General features: G+C 30.0%; 12 protein-coding genes. 5 read left to right on the plus strand and 7 right to left on the minus strand.

Annotated elements, in window-relative coordinates; translation table 11 throughout:
* Positions 1 to 4: 4 nt before the first annotated feature.
* The 4 genes from V8G69_RS10100 to V8G69_RS10115 all read right to left on the minus strand — a co-directional run bounded on the left by V8G69_RS10100 (position 5) and on the right by V8G69_RS10115 (position 5,131).
* Entirely contained in the window at positions 5 to 1,531 is a 1,527-nt protein-coding gene (locus tag V8G69_RS10100; RefSeq protein ID WP_394881761.1) for a lipopolysaccharide biosynthesis protein, read from the minus strand.
* Positions 1,528 to 2,808 (minus strand): nucleotide sugar dehydrogenase, encoded by a 1,281-nt coding sequence (locus V8G69_RS10105; protein ID WP_394881763.1) that lies wholly within the window; start codon positions 2,806 to 2,808, stop codon positions 1,528 to 1,530. The genes V8G69_RS10100 and V8G69_RS10105 overlap by 4 nt, the downstream gene beginning before the upstream one ends.
* A gap of 5 nt (positions 2,809 to 2,813) precedes the next feature.
* A complete protein-coding gene (locus V8G69_RS10110) occupies positions 2,814 to 3,815 on the minus strand; it encodes an SDR family oxidoreductase (RefSeq protein ID WP_394881764.1) in 1,002 nt (333 codons plus the stop codon).
* A gap of 287 nt (positions 3,816 to 4,102) precedes the next feature.
* Positions 4,103 to 5,131 (minus strand): NAD-dependent epimerase, encoded by a 1,029-nt coding sequence (locus V8G69_RS10115; RefSeq protein WP_394881765.1) that lies wholly within the window; start codon positions 5,129 to 5,131, stop codon positions 4,103 to 4,105.
* Between the two features lie 539 nt (positions 5,132 to 5,670).
* Between V8G69_RS10115 and V8G69_RS10120 the strand changes: the two genes are divergently transcribed.
* The 4 genes from V8G69_RS10120 to V8G69_RS10135 are packed head-to-tail and all read left to right on the plus strand — an operon-like array spanning position 5,671 to position 11,980.
* On the plus strand, positions 5,671 to 6,801 hold the full coding sequence (locus V8G69_RS10120) for a DegT/DnrJ/EryC1/StrS family aminotransferase (RefSeq protein ID WP_394881766.1): 1,131 nt from the start codon (positions 5,671 to 5,673) through the stop codon (positions 6,799 to 6,801).
* Entirely contained in the window at positions 6,798 to 8,756 is a 1,959-nt protein-coding gene (locus V8G69_RS10125) for a polysaccharide biosynthesis protein (protein WP_394881767.1), read from the plus strand. The genes V8G69_RS10120 and V8G69_RS10125 overlap by 4 nt, the downstream gene beginning before the upstream one ends.
* A gap of 41 nt (positions 8,757 to 8,797) precedes the next feature.
* A complete protein-coding gene (locus V8G69_RS10130) occupies positions 8,798 to 9,577 on the plus strand; it encodes a polysaccharide biosynthesis/export family protein (RefSeq protein WP_394881769.1) in 780 nt (259 codons plus the stop codon).
* A gap of 12 nt (positions 9,578 to 9,589) precedes the next feature.
* Positions 9,590 to 11,980, plus strand: a complete 2,391-nt coding sequence (locus V8G69_RS10135) for a GumC family protein (protein ID WP_394881771.1) — start codon at positions 9,590 to 9,592, stop codon at positions 11,978 to 11,980.
* Here V8G69_RS10135 and V8G69_RS10140 read toward each other — a convergent pair.
* The 3 genes from V8G69_RS10140 to aroB form a co-directional block, all read right to left on the minus strand.
* On the minus strand, positions 11,969 to 12,715 hold the full coding sequence (locus V8G69_RS10140) for a tyrosine-protein phosphatase (protein WP_394881772.1): 747 nt from the start codon (positions 12,713 to 12,715) through the stop codon (positions 11,969 to 11,971). The two genes, V8G69_RS10135 and V8G69_RS10140, sit on opposite strands and share 12 nt — an antisense overlap.
* A 104-nt stretch (positions 12,716 to 12,819) precedes the next feature.
* On the minus strand, positions 12,820 to 13,134 hold the full coding sequence (locus tag V8G69_RS10145; protein ID WP_394881773.1) for a hypothetical protein: 315 nt from the start codon (positions 13,132 to 13,134) through the stop codon (positions 12,820 to 12,822).
* A 166-nt stretch (positions 13,135 to 13,300) separates the two neighbouring features.
* Positions 13,301 to 14,374 (minus strand): 3-dehydroquinate synthase, encoded by a 1,074-nt coding sequence (aroB, locus tag V8G69_RS10150; protein ID WP_394881775.1) that lies wholly within the window; start codon positions 14,372 to 14,374, stop codon positions 13,301 to 13,303.
* 174 nt (positions 14,375 to 14,548) lie between these two features.
* On the opposite strand from aroB, the gene V8G69_RS10155 reads away from it, so the two are divergent.
* Entirely contained in the window at positions 14,549 to 15,724 is a 1,176-nt protein-coding gene (locus tag V8G69_RS10155; protein WP_394881776.1) for a proline dehydrogenase family protein, read from the plus strand.
* The last annotated feature ends 1 nt before the right edge of the window (position 15,725 follow it).

A 15,725-nucleotide genomic window follows, 5' to 3' on the forward strand; every position in this document is an offset into this window, starting at 1 on the left:
AAGTTTAATTTATCCAATGTTTAATTATTGGTATTTTAAATAGTAAAGACTTAAATAATTCTTTTTCATAAGTTGTTATTATTAAAATAGAAATCCCAATATATATAAAAGAATAGCACAACATACTTCCAAAAAGCACATAAAGATTTCTGTTTGGAAAAAAATAGATTTTTAGGAAAGAAATAATAATAGAAACTAAAATAATAATTGATAAAGGAAATATCTCTTTATAATACCTTAACATATCTAAATTGGCATTTTTTATATAGTAAGGAATCATTAATATTCGTTCGAGTAGTAAAAAAAACACGGTTACTAAAATCATTGATATTACTCCATAATTTCGAACCAAATATATACTTATCACTGTCCCTGTAACTGTTAAAAAAAGCAGTAAAAGGCCTCTGTATCTAAGTAATTGCTTTGCTTCCAATATATTGTTAGCAAAACCCTGACTTAAAGTAGGGGTGAGACCAATCATAATTATTATGGCATAATAATAAGCCATGTTATATTCTTCCCCCACCCAATAAAACACAAAATCTTTACCCACTATGATAAAGGCTCCCAAAATATACAATAAAACAAAAAGAATAATTCTTGAAATTTTAATAAAGGTATCTGTTAATTGTTTTTTAGGAATATTTTTTACTGTCATTTGAATGGCTCGTGGTAAAAACACACCAGCAATAGCTCCTGAAAAAGCGCCATAATAATTTCCTAATGTAATTCCAACAGCATAAATGGCCACAATAGATGTTGTATAAAACGCACCAATAATAAGTTGGCCAAATTGCCACCTCAGTTGTTGTACAATAGCAAACACAAACAACCATAAGGAAAAACCGAGTATATTGATAAATAATTTTTTATCATAAGTATGCATTTTTATGCGAACCCTTAGTAATTTAATTACAATATAAATATTAATACTAATAATAATAAGATTCATAATAGTATCTAAAATCACTAAACTGATAGAATCACCACCATACAATAAGATTGCAACCACTAAAAGACTTCTTACAATATATCGGATTATATTCACTAATTTAGGTAAAACAAATTCCTCATAACCAGAGCAAATCCCTCGAAAAGCTCCTCCAGGAAGCGAAAGAGCCAAATTAAAAATCAATACCAACATCATTATTTTAGCTTTTCCAATTTGATCAGGAGTCAATGTGTCACCATACAAATATTCCAGATTGAAGTATAAAATACCTCCAACGATAATAACCAATAGAGAAATGCACATATACATGATAAAACTATGTGCTAAAAAATTTTCTTCTCCTTGTTTATCACTTTCTGCTTTATATTTTGCTACAAAACGCACCACTGTATTGTTAAGACCAAAATCCAACACGCTCATATAACCTATAAGGGCTCCAATCATGGTATATAGACCATACTCGGCACTTCCAAGAGATCGTATAATAAAGGGTGTTAAAAGGAGGCCTACTACGTTTGTAAGAAAGATAGTGACATATGATAAAGCGGCACCGCCTTTAAGTTGGTTGATTTTACTCACAGTCTATTACAATTATGATCATTTAGAACACTTTTAACATCATATAAGACACTATTAAGGTTTAATAATGTAGAAATGTTTTCTTGTAAAAACTGGATATGAGCTACTGTTAAAATAACAGCATCAAAGGTGCTTTCTGGTAATTTTTGAACTGTTTCAAGATTGTATTCATGTTTAACCTCGTCTGGATTGGCCCAAGGATCATAAATAGTAACTTCTGTACCAAACCCTTGAAGTTGTTTGATGACATCAACTACTTTTGTATTTCTAACATCGGGGCAGTTTTCCTTAAAGGTAATGCCCAATACCAAGATATGTGCCCCTTTGATTTTGATGTCTTTTTGAACCATAAGTTTTATCACTTCCATAGCAACATACTGACCCATGCTATCATTCACACGGCGTCCAGCCAGAATAATTTCTGGATGATATCCAACTTCCTGTGCTTTTTGAGCCAAATAATAGGGGTCAACCCCAATACAATGACCTCCAACTAATCCTGGTTTAAAGGGTAAAAAGTTCCATTTAGTGCCAGCTGCTTCCAAAACGGCATGGGTATCAATATCCATTAAATTGAAAATTTTGGCCAACTCGTTTACAAAGGCAATATTGATGTCGCGTTGTGAATTTTCAATGACTTTAGCGGCTTCAGCCACTTTAATGGTAGGAGCAAGGTGAGTGCCCGCTGTTATAACACTAGCGTATAACGCATTTACTTTTTTACCAATTTCGAGCGTTGAACCTGCTGTTACTTTTAAAATTTTATCCACGGTATGTAATTTATCACCTGGATTGATTCGCTCTGGAGAATAGCCTGCATAAAACTCTTTATTATAGATTAAACCACTTATTTTTTCAAGTACTGGTACACATTCATCTTCAGTTACACCAGGATATACTGTAGATTCATAAATAACTATATCTCCTTTTTTTAATACTTTTCCAACAGTTTCACTTGATTTATAAAGCGGAGTTAAATCTGGACGGTTATTTTTATCAATAGGCGTGGGGACCGTGATGATATAGTAATTACAGTCTTTAATATCGTCTAAATTTGATGAGCAATATAAACCTAATTCGGAATTATTTGATGTCTTTAAAACTGCTGACAAAACGTCTTGGTCTACTTCAAGTGTTACATCATTTCCTGTTTGTAACTCGATAATCCTCTTGATATTAATATCAAAACCTACTACACTATATTTTGTTGCAAATAATCTTGCTAAAGGTAGTCCTACGTAACCTAAGCCAATAACACCAATTTTTATGTTTTTCATTTTATTTATGATTTTAAATGCTCCCAATACCAATTTACAGCTTCTTTTATGCCATCATTGATATTGTATTTTGGGTTGTAATTTAGCAACTGTTTTGCTTTATTAATTGATGCTAGGGAGTGAGGAATATCACCTATTCTATTGTCACGATGCTTTATTTCGATGTTTTTAATCATTGAGTCAAAACTTGATAAATGCATTTTTAATAAGTTTGCCAATTGTAAAAGTGTGGTACGATCACCATAAGCTACATTATACACTGAATTTAAAGCGTTTTGGTTTGTTGTAGTCATAGCCAATATGTTCATTTGAATCACATTATCAATATATGTGAAATCTCTTGAATAACTGCCATCACCATTAATAACAGGCGATTCATGATTGATGAACTGTTGCACAAATTTAGGAATTACAGCAGCATAGGCTCCATCTGGATCCTGACGCTTTCCAAATACATTAAAATATCTTAAACCTACTGTATTTAACTGGTATGTTTTATAAAAAATATCGGCATATAATTCATTCACATATTTAGTGATTGCATATGGAGATAAAGGTTTACCTATTACTTCCTCAACTTTTGGTAAGGCCTCATGATCGCCATAGGTTGATGAACTTGCAGCATACACAAAGCGTTTTACACCCGCATCTCTAGCAGCTACCAGCATATTTAAAAACCCCGAAACATTCACCTCATTTGTAGTAATTGGATCGTTTATGGATCTTGGTACTGAGCCTAATGCAGCTTGATGTAGTACATAGCCAACTCCTAGACAAGCTGTATTGCAATCGTTGAGGTTTCTTATGTCTCCTTCTATCAGCGTGAAGTTAGGAAGGTTTAAAAACGGTGTAATATTTTCTCTTTTACCTGTGGAAAAATTATCTAAACATACTACCTGAATATCATTTGATAGTAAGGTTTCACATAAATTAGAACCGATAAACCCAGCTCCTCCAGTTACAAGTACTTTTGATCCTTGAAGTTTTTTTAATTCTTTATGATGCATTTGATTTGGGTTATTAATAGCCTTACAAATATGTAAAAAATAAACGTAACAAATGTTTTTATTATATTAAGTCCTTTTTTTTACGATGAAATTACTTTATTAAGGGTAAAGCAACCATTCACCTATTTGCTAAATAAGATTACACTGATAAAGAGAAATGTTAAGACAAAGTATTAATTAAGAAGTATACAAAGTAAAAAGTTAAAATTATATTTTACAAGCAATTTACTTAAAAAAATAAAGCTTTAGCGAATGAATTTCATTGGGTTTTTATCTAAATAATAATTTTAGTTTATTTTGTAGTAATTTTTAAACCAGCCAATAAATGATTTTACACCTTCTTTAATAGTTGTATTTGGATTATAGTCATAATCTTTAATTAATTGATCAACATTTGCCCATGTTTTTTCAACATCACCAGGTTGCATGGGTAACATGTTTTTTTTTGCTTCCTTACCAAGATTAATTTCAATTTCTCTAATGAATTCTGATAATTTTACAGAATTGTTATTGCCAATGTTATAAATTTTATAAAACTCTCCTTTTTTAATTCTTTCAACAGGATCTTTAATTAAAATGCGAACTACGCCTTCTACTATATCATCAATGTAAGTAAAATCACGTTCCATTTGACCATGATTAAAAACTTTAATTGGCTCATTTTTAAGAATAGCGTCAGTAAATAAAAACATAGCCATATCTGGTCTTCCCCAAGGACCATAAACAGTAAAAAACCGTAATCCTGTTGTTGGGATTTTGAATAAATGGCTATAGGTATGTGCCATTAATTCATTGCTTTTTTTTGTTGCAGCATATAAGCTAATAGGATGATCCACATTATCATCGGTTGAAAAGGGAATTTTCTTGTTTAGTCCATAAACACTTGAACTGCTGGCATAAACCAAATGTTTAATGTTATGGTGTCTGCAACATTCTAAAACATTTAAAAATCCTACAATATTGCTGTCTATGTATGTTTCAGGGTTTTCGATACTGTAACGAACTCCAGCTTGAGCTGCTAAATTACAAACTATGTCAAAATTATTAATGTTGAATAATTTTGGAAGTTCATCACGATCTTCAATATGCATTCTGACAAACAAAAAGTTTTTATCATTTACACTTGTGCAATATTTATTATAAACTTCGGCTTCATTTCTCTTTATTCCGAGTTCATTCAATCTTGAGTATTTTAAATCGGTATCGTAATAATCATTTATATTATCAATACCAGTTACTTGGTATCCTTTTTTTAATAGTTGCTTGGCAACGTGAAAACCAATAAAGCCTGCTGCTCCAGTTATGAGTATTTTCATTTAGATATTTTTCTAAAGATTTATTCTGTTGTAAATTTATTAAAACAAATATATAGACTAATATTATTAATATTTAGATTTTCAAGGATACTTGAATCTTTATAATTATAAAATCCACCTCTGAAAAAGAATTTTGATGTTAAATTTATGATATAATAAACTGTATTGATAATTTAAATTGCTATTGACCGATTTTAATTATGGTTTTAGCGAATTAACGATTTTGTTACTATGTTGCATCAAAACAATTACTAAATTTACATCGTAGAAGTCAAGTTTGAATTGATTAATAGCAATAAATTAATTTAAATCATTATGATTACAATAGTATGTTATTAAATTTTCATTAATAGTGTATTATTAATTTTAATGTTTAATAAATAAGAAGTTTTAATTAATCCAATTGATTTTGTTTTCAAGACCCCTTAAAATTCACAAAACAATAATTGTATACACTTTAGTAGTTAGAAATTAACTGCTCAGATACTTTATGTTTAGAATTGAAGGTTTCTAAAAAACATTTATATAGATAATTTTTGATGCTAACAATGACTAAAATATATTTATCATCACCTCACATGAGTGGTTTGGAGCAAAAGTATGTAAACACGGCTTTTGACACTAATTGGATAGCTCCATTGGGCCCACTTGTAGATGGTTTTGAAAATGATATAGAAGCATATCTTAATAATGATATTCATGCATCTGTATTAAGTTCTGGTACTGCATCAATTCATTTGGCATTGCAATTATTAGGGGTTGGAACAGGGGATGAGGTTCTTTGTCAAAGTTTTACATTTTCTGCTTCTGCTAATCCTATAGTTTATCAAGGAGCTACTCCGGTATTTGTTGATAGTGAAACAGATACTTGGAATATGTCTCCAGAATTGCTTGAAATAGCTATTAATGACCGTCTCAATAGTTATAAAAAGCCAAAAGCCATTATAGCGGTGCATTTATATGGAATGCCATATAAGGCTAATGAAATTAATGCCATTGCTAAGAAATATGATATTCCTGTTATTGAAGATAGTGCTGAAGCTTTAGGAAGTAGTTATTTTGGTGTTAAATGCGGTACACTTTCAGACATAGGTATTTTATCATTTAATGGAAATAAAATTATTACAACTTCTGGTGGAGGTGCTTTAATAACAAAGAGTTTGGATTTAAAACAAAAAGCAGTGTTTTTATCAACTCAAGCAAGAGATCAAGCACCACATTACGAACATTCTTCAATTGGATATAACTACCGGATGAGTAATGTTTTAGCAGGTATTGGCCGTGGTCAGATGGAAGTTTTAGATGAAAGGGTAGAAGCAAGAAGACGTAATTTTCAGTTTTATAAAAATAATTTATCAAAATTTGATTCTATTCAATTTCTAGAAGAGCCAGAAGGTTTTTATTCAAACCGATGGCTCAGTTGTATCATCACTAGTTCTTATGAACAACGTGAAAGTATACGCCTTGCTTTATTAGAAGACGATATAGAATCAAGACCTCTATGGAAACCAATGCATATGCAACCCGTTTTTAAAAATGCCGTTTCATATACAAATGGTGTTTCAGAAGATTTATTTAATAAAGGACTTTGTTTGCCTAGTGGATCAAATTTGACTCAACAAGATTTAGAACGTGTGCTCCAAATAATACTTAACACTCTCTCATTATGATAAAAAATTATTTTGCTTATTATTCACAAAAATATGCCTCTAAGTGGTTAGTACTAGCTATAGATTTGTCTATGGTTTTGGTTACTTTTTTTATTGCTTATTTTATAAGGTTTAATTTTACTTTAGATTTTGATTTACACCAATTTTTAGTTCAATTACCTTTACTTTTTATTGTAGCTGGGTCTAGTTTTTTGATAGTTGGATCATTTAAAAGTATTATTCGTCATACAGGATTTAATGACGTAATGAATTTATCTAAGGCTGTTGCTTTAATGACTTTTATGACTAGTTTTTTAGTTATATTTAATCGCGTAACTGAATTAATTCCTGAATTTACAGTTCCTTTATCAATCATTATTATACATTCTTTGTTAAGTTTCGTAGCACTTAGTGCAAGTAGGTTATTATTTAAAGTATTGTATAGATATGTTAAATGCCGTTTCATGACCTCAAAAAAGATTTTAATATATGGAACAGGAGATTCTGGAATAGTAACATATAATGCTTTAGCAAATAACAATAAAACCAAATTTGAAATTCTTGGTTTTATTGATGATGATAATAAAAAATATGGGAAGTTCATTAATGGAGTTCCTATTTTATCATATACAGAAATAACTCCTTCATATGTAAGATTAAATAATATTGATGAAATTGTTGTAGCTACTCAAAAAATAGCTGCTGGTAATATTATGCATTTAATTGATTCTTTAATTAATGAAACTCAGGTTAAAATTACCAAAGTGCCACCTATTGAAAAGTGGATTAATGGTGAATTGAGTATTAGTCAAATTAAAAAAGTTCAAATTGAAGATTTATTAGGAAGAGAACCAATAAGAATTGATAATCCTAATTTACAAAATGAATTTCAAGGAGAAACTATTGTAATAACTGGAGCAGCAGGATCTATTGGCAGTGAGTTAGTAAAACAATTATCTCATTTTAATGTTAGTCATTTGGTTTTAATCGATCAAGCTGAATCACAATTATATGATTTGCAGCAAGACTTAAATCAAAATGGAAAGTTTAATTTTACACCAATAGTTGCTGATATCCGTGATGGTTTGAGAATTGATGGCATATTCCAAGAATTCAAACCAACTATGGTATTTCATGCCGCAGCTTATAAACATGTTCCTTTAATGGAAGCTTTTCCTTATGAATCTATTAAGGTTAATGTTAATGGAACTAAAATCCTAGCAGATATTTCATCTAGATATAATGTCAAAAAATTTGTTTTTATTTCTACAGATAAGGCTGTTAATCCAACAAGTGTTATGGGAGCAACTAAACGAATGGCCGAGATGTATATGAGTTGTTTGCAAAAAGAAAGTAAGACGAAATTTATTACGACTCGTTTTGGAAATGTTTTAGGATCCAATGGATCAGTTATTCCTTTATTTAAGAAACAAATTGAAAACGGAGGTCCATTGACTTTAACACATAAAGATATTACTAGGTATTTCATGACCATTCCAGAAGCTTCTCAATTAGTATTAGAGGCAGGAACTATGGGCAAAGGTGGTGAAATATTTATTTTTGATATGGGTGAATCTGTAAAGATTTTTTATCTTGCTCTTAATATGATAAAGCTTTCCGGATTACGTTATCCTGAAGATATTGACATAAAAATTACTGGATTAAGACCAGGCGAAAAACTATATGAAGAGTTATTAGCAGATGGCGAAAACACATTATCTACTTATAATAAAAAGATACTGATTAGTAAAACCAGAGAGCTAGATTATCAAAAAGTAAAATCTGAAATTGAAGCATTATGTATTACTAATCGTTTTCAAAATAATAATATTGTTTTAAAAATGAAGCAGTTAATTCCTGAGTACAAATCTAATAATTCAGATTACGAGAAATTTGACAGACGTGCTCGTGTTTATGAAAAAAGTAATATTAATGTGTCTGATGATAAAGTTGATAAAACCTTTATTAATCTGTAATCACATTTAAAAAGATTAGTTTTCCCCAAAACAATATTAAAATGAAAATACCCTTATTTTTTAAAGCTAAATGCATATTATTTATAAAGATTTTAGTAATTAGCCTTTTGTTCACATCATGTAAATCATTAAAAGAAGATGTTGTCTATTTTCAAAATGCTAAAAATTTTGAGACTATTGTTGATACAGACTCATTTACCCCTAAATTTAAAGTAAATGATATCGTCAGTATTTACGTTTCAACTTTTGATGTTGAAGCTTCTAGACCATTCAACCTAGTAAGACAAAGTGGTAGTAACGCTCAGTTTTTAGATTATCTTATTGATATAGACGGTAACATTGATTTTCCAGTATTAGGAAAAGTTAAACTTGTAGGTTTAACTGTAGAAGAAGGGAAAGAGCTCTTAAAAGAAAAATTGTCAGAAGGATATTTAAAAGATCCTATAGTTAATCTGCGCATCTTAAATTTTAGGGTATCAGTATTGGGAGAAGTTAGAAACCCAGGTACCTATCAAATCTCTGGTGAACGTATTTCAATTATGGAAGCTCTTGGTTTAGCAGGAGATTTGACAATTAAGGGCAGACGTGATAATATTTTAGTAGTAAGAGATTTTAACGGAACCAAAACATATACTCGCATCAATTTAACCAATAAAGAGGTTTTTAATTCACCTGTTTATTTTTTAACACAGAATGATGTTGTTTATGTAGAACCTAATAATTCAGCTATGTCATCTGCTAAAGGAGACACAAGAATAGGTCTTATTTTATCAATTTCATCACTTTTAATTAGTTTAGCTATTTTAACAACACGTTTTTAGTTTTATAAATTTATGGTTTCAAATCAAGAAAACAATTTTAAAAGTACTGTTTCCCAAGATTTTAATTTAAAGAAGACTTTAAGTTTATACTTTAAACAATGGAGATGGTTTGTTTTGTGTTGCTTATTGTTTTTAGGTATTGCATATTTATATTTGAGATATACGCCTCCACAATACGAAGCATATACTAAAATAATGCTTATAGATGATAAAGAAAGTTCTTCACCTAGTGCTGTTTTTCAAGATTTATCACTTTTTTCAGAAAGTGAAGAAGCTAAAGTAGATGATGAAATCCAAATAATTAGATCTAGAGATTTAATAAGAAGTGTTGTTAAAAAATTACAACTAAACATTAGGTATTTTACCAAAGGTAGAGTTTATGAATCTGAACTATATGGAAAAAGTGTTCCAGTTAATTTCAATTTCATAGCATCCGATTCTATTATTTATAAAACTAATTTCGATTTTTTAATTGATATTAATTCAAGTGTAGGATTTAATTATAGAGTTAACGAAGATGATACTCCAAAAAAAATTGCTTACGGTGAAAATATACCAACTCCATTTGGAGGAATGATTATTACCCCTAAAGATGGTAAAACAGATAAACTAATAGGCTATGATTTAAGGGTAAACATGTCATCAATTAATTCAGTAGCAGAAGTATTAAGATCAAATCTTACTGTTGAACCATATGGTAAATCATCAAAAGTTTTAATTGTAAGTGCAAAAGATAATATACCTCAAAAAGCAAAAGATGTTGTTAGTACTTTGGTAGAAGAATATAATGCTTCAAACTTAAGATTAAAAAATAATAGATCAAAAAACACAGCCGAATTTATAGATTCTCGTGTCGAATTAATTGCTTCAGATTTGGTTAATGTTGATGATAGCATTGTTAGATTTAAAACAGGAAACAAAATAACAGATGTATCTTCTGAAGCTGGACAGTTTTTGAGTTCAAGTACACAAAATGAGCAATTGTTAGATCAAGCTAAAACAGAATATCGCGTATTAAACTACATGAAAGAGTCATTAGGAACAGATTCTTCTACGTTCGACCCAATACCATCAATGGGTACTAGTGATCCTTCTATCAGTGCGCTTTCTGAAAGATATAGTGAATTATTGGCAAATAGGGAACGTCTTTTAACAAGTGCAGGAGAAAAGAACTTGGTCATAGTACAATTAGATGAAAGTCTTAATACAATTAGGCAAAATTTACAGCAAAGTATTGATAATGCTAGGAAAACGTTAAATATTAGAATTAATGGTTTGCAAAATCAATCAGATCGAATTAATTCAAAAATATATTCTGTGCCAGGCCAAGAGCGTAAATTAAGGGGGATTGAACGTAAGCAAGGCATTAAAGAAGCTTTATATCTTTATCTTTTACAGAAACGAGAAGAAGCTACTATTTCAATGACAGCCACATCTCCTAACGTAAAAGTTGTTGATGAAGCTTATAGTACAGGAATACCTGTTTCTCCTAATAGTCAAGTAATTTATATAGCTGCTTTATTTTTAGGGTTTTTTATTCCATTTTCTGTTATATATGTTAAAGATTTGTTAGACACTAAAATTCACAACAAGGAAGATCTGGAAAAAACAATAAAAGATATTACGGTATTAGGTGAAATACCTAAACTTAAAGGAAAAGAATTGGATTTTCTTGTTCAAAGAAATGACCGTTCTTTATTATCGGAGTCTTTCAGAATTATTAGAACTAATTTTGATTACGTGAGACGTGGTAGACATGTAAAAGATTATGACAATGTTATTTTTGTTACTTCAACAATTGATAGAGAAGGAAAATCTTTTTTCAGTATAAATTTCGCCCTAACTTTAGCAAATACAGATAAAAGGGTACTTTTAATAGGTGCTGATATTAGAAACCCAAAAACTGATTTAGGACCATTGAATATACAGAAAAAGCGTGTTTCAAAAATTGGTCTTACAGAATATTTGACTGATGATTCAATTCTTATTGGTGAAGCCATTGACTCTTTTGATGTAGGTGACAATAAAATAGATGTTTTATTAGCTGGTAAAATCCCGCCAAATCCCGCTGAATTATTAATGAGCGACCGCATGAAACCTCTTTTTGATAAGGTTTCAAATCAGTATGATTTTGTTATAGTTGATACAGCTCCGGCTATGTTAGTAACAGATACCTTGTTGTTTAGCCAATTTGCAGGCCATACAGTTTATTTAACTCGTGCAGATTATACTGAAAAAGAAATTTTAAATTTTGCTAAGGAATTACACGACAATAATAAACTTAACGGTATGATGTTGGTTGTTAATGATGTTAACCAAGCTAATTTTGGGTATGGAGCCAGATATGGTTATTATGGAGCTCCAGAAAAAAAATCTTTATTAAAAAGAATTTTAGGAAACTAAAAAGGTGTTTTTAGTATTTTCAATTATACTCAGCAATTTTATTTTTTGATTTTTGTTTATAACAATATTGGTTAGTTTTTCTATATGACTACTATTATGAGTATCAGTAGCTACAAAATCAATAAGGTTTTCGTCTAGTAAATAAGCCCCAATTTTTTGAATACTTTTACTATAGTGGTCACTTAATGACAATAGGTTGAGTTGAAACAAACACCCAAACTGCTTGAGCGTTTTGTAAAATTCTTTTTTGTCATGATAGTAAGTATAGCGCTCAGGATGTGCTAATACTGGTATATATTCCTTCATTAAAATTTCGTGAATAATTTCTTGTAAATTAATGGGTGGTTGAAAGTATGACGTTTCAACCAATACATAGTTTTCTTTTAAAGGAAAGAGATCTTTTTGTTTAACTAAATTTTCAAAATGATTATCCATCATATATTCTGCTGATGGATTTATAACAGTATTATTTAATTTTTTTTTAGCTAAGTTTTCTATAAGGGTTTGAAATGCATTTCCAATGGAAAGTTCATCATTAGGGTAAAAATCTTGCATTACATGCGGCGTCGCTATAAATTGCTTAATCCCTAATTCATTCATTTTTTTTATTAGAAAGATACTCTCATCAACAGTTTTTGCTCCATCGTCAATTCCCGGTAATATATGACAGTGTATATCAACAAAGTCTTTTAATAAATCTATAAGAAATTGTTTTTTTGAAAATATATTGAACATGAATAGTTTGTTGAGAAACTCAATTGATTAAGTCTCTTTATTGTTTTTGGAAGATTAAGTTATGGAATCAATACTGTTTAAAGAATAAATTTTAAATGAAATTTTTATTCTTCTTCGTCATCTATATATGTGTTTGGTTCAATTATATTTTCTAAATCTGGATCAACAACAACATTGCCTAGTTCATTTACTTCAAAATCCTCACTATCAAAATTTGTCATGGTATAATGTAATTTACTACTTACTTTTACTAAATAATCTGCATCATCTGTTTTAATTTCAACAGCTTCAATAGTTTCATTGCGGTGATTGTCAAAAGTGATAATATCTTTATCACTATAGCCATCGGGGAATTTTTCCGTTAGAAGTTTAAGTAACTCGGGCGTTAACTTTTTGTAATCAACAATAATTCTTTTCATCTGTAAAAAATTTAATTATTATTTACTGTTATAAAATTTTACCTATCCTTTTGAATAATTTATCAAAAGGTGAAGTTATTTTATAATAAAAAAACTATTAGACAATAAACCCGGGGTTTATTTTATACAAATGCTAATATTATAAAATTACAATATTTTTTTGATTTTAAATTGAGGAAGCATAAAATTTAAATGCATCTAAAATTACTGGTTCTTCAACCAAGCAGTCTATTACCGGTTCTCCTATGGCTTTAAGTAACACAAAGTTTATATTGCCATGATTATTTTTTTTATCGTATTTAAGAAGCTCTATGATAGGCTTAAAGTCTGACTCCTCAAAATTTACGACTCCATAATAGTTGTTGAAAATTCCCTTTATTTCTTTTGTGGTATCCATAGGTAAATCAACCAGTTTTGTTGAAATATAACTAGCTAAAACGATACCGATGGCAATGGCTTCACCGTGTAATAAAGCTGTTTTGTTTGGATTACTTAAGAAATAGGATTCAATGGCATGCCCTAAAGTGTGCCCAAAATTAAGAGTTTTTCTAAGATTAGCTTCGAAAGGATCAATATCAACAACATGTTTTTTAATTAAAATAGATTCATAAATTAAATCATCTAAATCATCAAACGACAAGTTGGATAAGTCTTTAAATTTATTCCAATAAGATTCACTACTAATCAATCCATGCTTCAACATTTCAGCTAAACCAGAACGCATTTGGTTTTGTGGTAGTGTATTTAAGTAGTTAGTATCAATCAATACCAAATCAGGCACACTTACAACGCCAATTTGATTTTTCAAAGTACCTAAGTCAACACCTGTTTTTCCTCCAACAGAAGCGTCTACCATCGATAATAGAGTAGTAGGGATGTTAATATAAGAAATACCACGCTTAAATGTAGATGCTACAAAACCACCTAAATCTGTTATAACGCCTCCGCCAATATTAATAAGCAAGCTTTTTCTGTCCCCATTAAAGTCAGAAAGCGTATTCCATACACCAACACAAGTATCAATAGTTTTATGAATTTCTCCAGCTTCAATTTCAATAATTTCAATAACACTTTCAGTTTCTAATTTTTCTAATAATATAGGTAAACAGAGTTCATGAGTGTTTTCATCAACTAAAATAAAAATAGTAGAAAAATTTTTATCTTTAATATGCTTGTTTAAAGCTATATAGCAGTGTTCATTGAAATGAATAGTAGAGTTATTAGCTGTAATAGATTTCATTTGTAAATATGTACTTTTTTATTTTTAAATACCAATTAGTGACTTGTGAAATATCAGTGTTTATTGATGCTAATTGAATAAATTAAAAAAATCTTTTTTCGGCTGTGAAAATAAGGAGATTTTATATAAAATGATAACTCCAGCATCATTATCTTTGCATTAATTTTTTATAAAATGATTTCCGAACATATTTTTGACAACACAGAAATTGCTTTTTCTCTTAAAAGTGATTCAGAATTAGAACGTGCTTACTTTCTTTTTAAAATGATTTCCATTGAACCTTTGGTTAAAATAGGAACAGCTGCAACAAACTTTGCTATAAAGGCGCATTTGCCAATTGAAGGCTTGATAAGATCGACAGTTTTCGACCATTTTTGTGGTGGTGTAAACGAAGTTGATTGCTTGCCGGTTATTGACAAAATGTTTGATAAAGGAGTAAGTTCTGTTTTAGATTATTCAGTCGAAGGCAAAGAAAACGACAAGGAGTTTGATGCTGCCATGACGACTACTTTAAAAATAATGGATTTTGCCAAAGAAAAAAAATCCATGCCAATAGCCGTTTTTAAACCAACGGGATTTGGAAGACTTAAACTTTTTGAAAAAATCGGAAATGGAGATGTGTTAACCGATAAGGAAAAAGAAGAATGGCAAAAAGTTGTAAATAGATTTGATGCCATTTGTAAGCGGGGTAAAGAGCATGATATTGAGGTTTTAATTGATGCTGAAGAAAGCTGGATGCAAGATGCTTCAGATGCCTTGGTTAGGGACATGATGCAAAAATACAATACAGAAAAGCCTATTGTATTCAATACGCTTCAAATGTATAGAACAGATCGCTTAGATTTCTTAAAAGCAGAGCATCAATTAGCTAAAGAAAAAGGATATTTTATGGGTTTTAAACTTGTAAGGGGTGCTTATTTAGAAAAAGAAAATGAACGTGCTAAGGAGAAAGGATATCCTACGCCTATGTGTAAAAGTAAATTGGAGACTGACACCAATTTTGATAATGCTGTATCTTATATACTTGAAAACTTAAACGACATTTCATTGTTTATAGGTTCTCATAACGAAGAAAGCTCATATGCTGCCATGAATTTAATGGCAAAAATGGGATTGAAAATCAATGATGAGCGCGTTTGGTTTGGACAGCTTTATGGTATGAGTGATCATATTAGTTTTAATTTAGCTAGTAAAGGTTATAATGTTGCTAAATATATTCCATTTGGACCTGTAAAAGACGTGATGCCTTACCTTATTAGACGTGCAGAGGAAAATACATCTGTAGCAGGACAAACAGGTAGAGAATTAGCTTTGTTAACAAAAGAAAAACAACGTAGAAAATTGTTGTAAT

The sequence above is a fragment of the Gaetbulibacter sp. M235 genome (assembly GCF_043876835.1).
Lineage (GTDB): Bacteria > Bacteroidota > Bacteroidia > Flavobacteriales > Flavobacteriaceae > Yeosuana.

What these genes read in the sequence shown, in the direction of transcription:
- V8G69_RS10105 (WP_394881763.1), bottom strand. Translation starts at nt 2,808, where the DNA reads ATGAAAAACATAAAAATTGGTGTTATTGGCTTAGGTTACGTAGGACTA.
- V8G69_RS10110 (WP_394881764.1), bottom strand. Translation starts at nt 3,815, where the DNA reads ATGCATCATAAAGAATTAAAAAAACTTCAAGGATCAAAAGTACTTGTA.
- V8G69_RS10115 (WP_394881765.1), bottom strand. Translation starts at nt 5,131, where the DNA reads ATGAAAATACTCATAACTGGAGCAGCAGGCTTTATTGGTTTTCACGTT.
- V8G69_RS10120 (WP_394881766.1), top strand. Translation starts at nt 5,671, where the DNA reads ATGCTAACAATGACTAAAATATATTTATCATCACCTCACATGAGTGGT.
- V8G69_RS10125 (WP_394881767.1), top strand. Translation starts at nt 6,798, where the DNA reads ATGATAAAAAATTATTTTGCTTATTATTCACAAAAATATGCCTCTAAG.
- V8G69_RS10130 (WP_394881769.1), top strand. Translation starts at nt 8,798, where the DNA reads ATGAAAATACCCTTATTTTTTAAAGCTAAATGCATATTATTTATAAAG.
- V8G69_RS10135 (WP_394881771.1), top strand. Translation starts at nt 9,590, where the DNA reads ATGGTTTCAAATCAAGAAAACAATTTTAAAAGTACTGTTTCCCAAGAT.
- V8G69_RS10140 (WP_394881772.1), bottom strand. Translation starts at nt 12,715, where the DNA reads ATGTTCAATATATTTTCAAAAAAACAATTTCTTATAGATTTATTAAAA.
- V8G69_RS10145 (WP_394881773.1), bottom strand. Translation starts at nt 13,134, where the DNA reads ATGAAAAGAATTATTGTTGATTACAAAAAGTTAACGCCCGAGTTACTT.
- aroB (WP_394881775.1), bottom strand. Translation starts at nt 14,374, where the DNA reads ATGAAATCTATTACAGCTAATAACTCTACTATTCATTTCAATGAACAC.
- V8G69_RS10155 (WP_394881776.1), top strand. Translation starts at nt 14,549, where the DNA reads ATGATTTCCGAACATATTTTTGACAACACAGAAATTGCTTTTTCTCTT.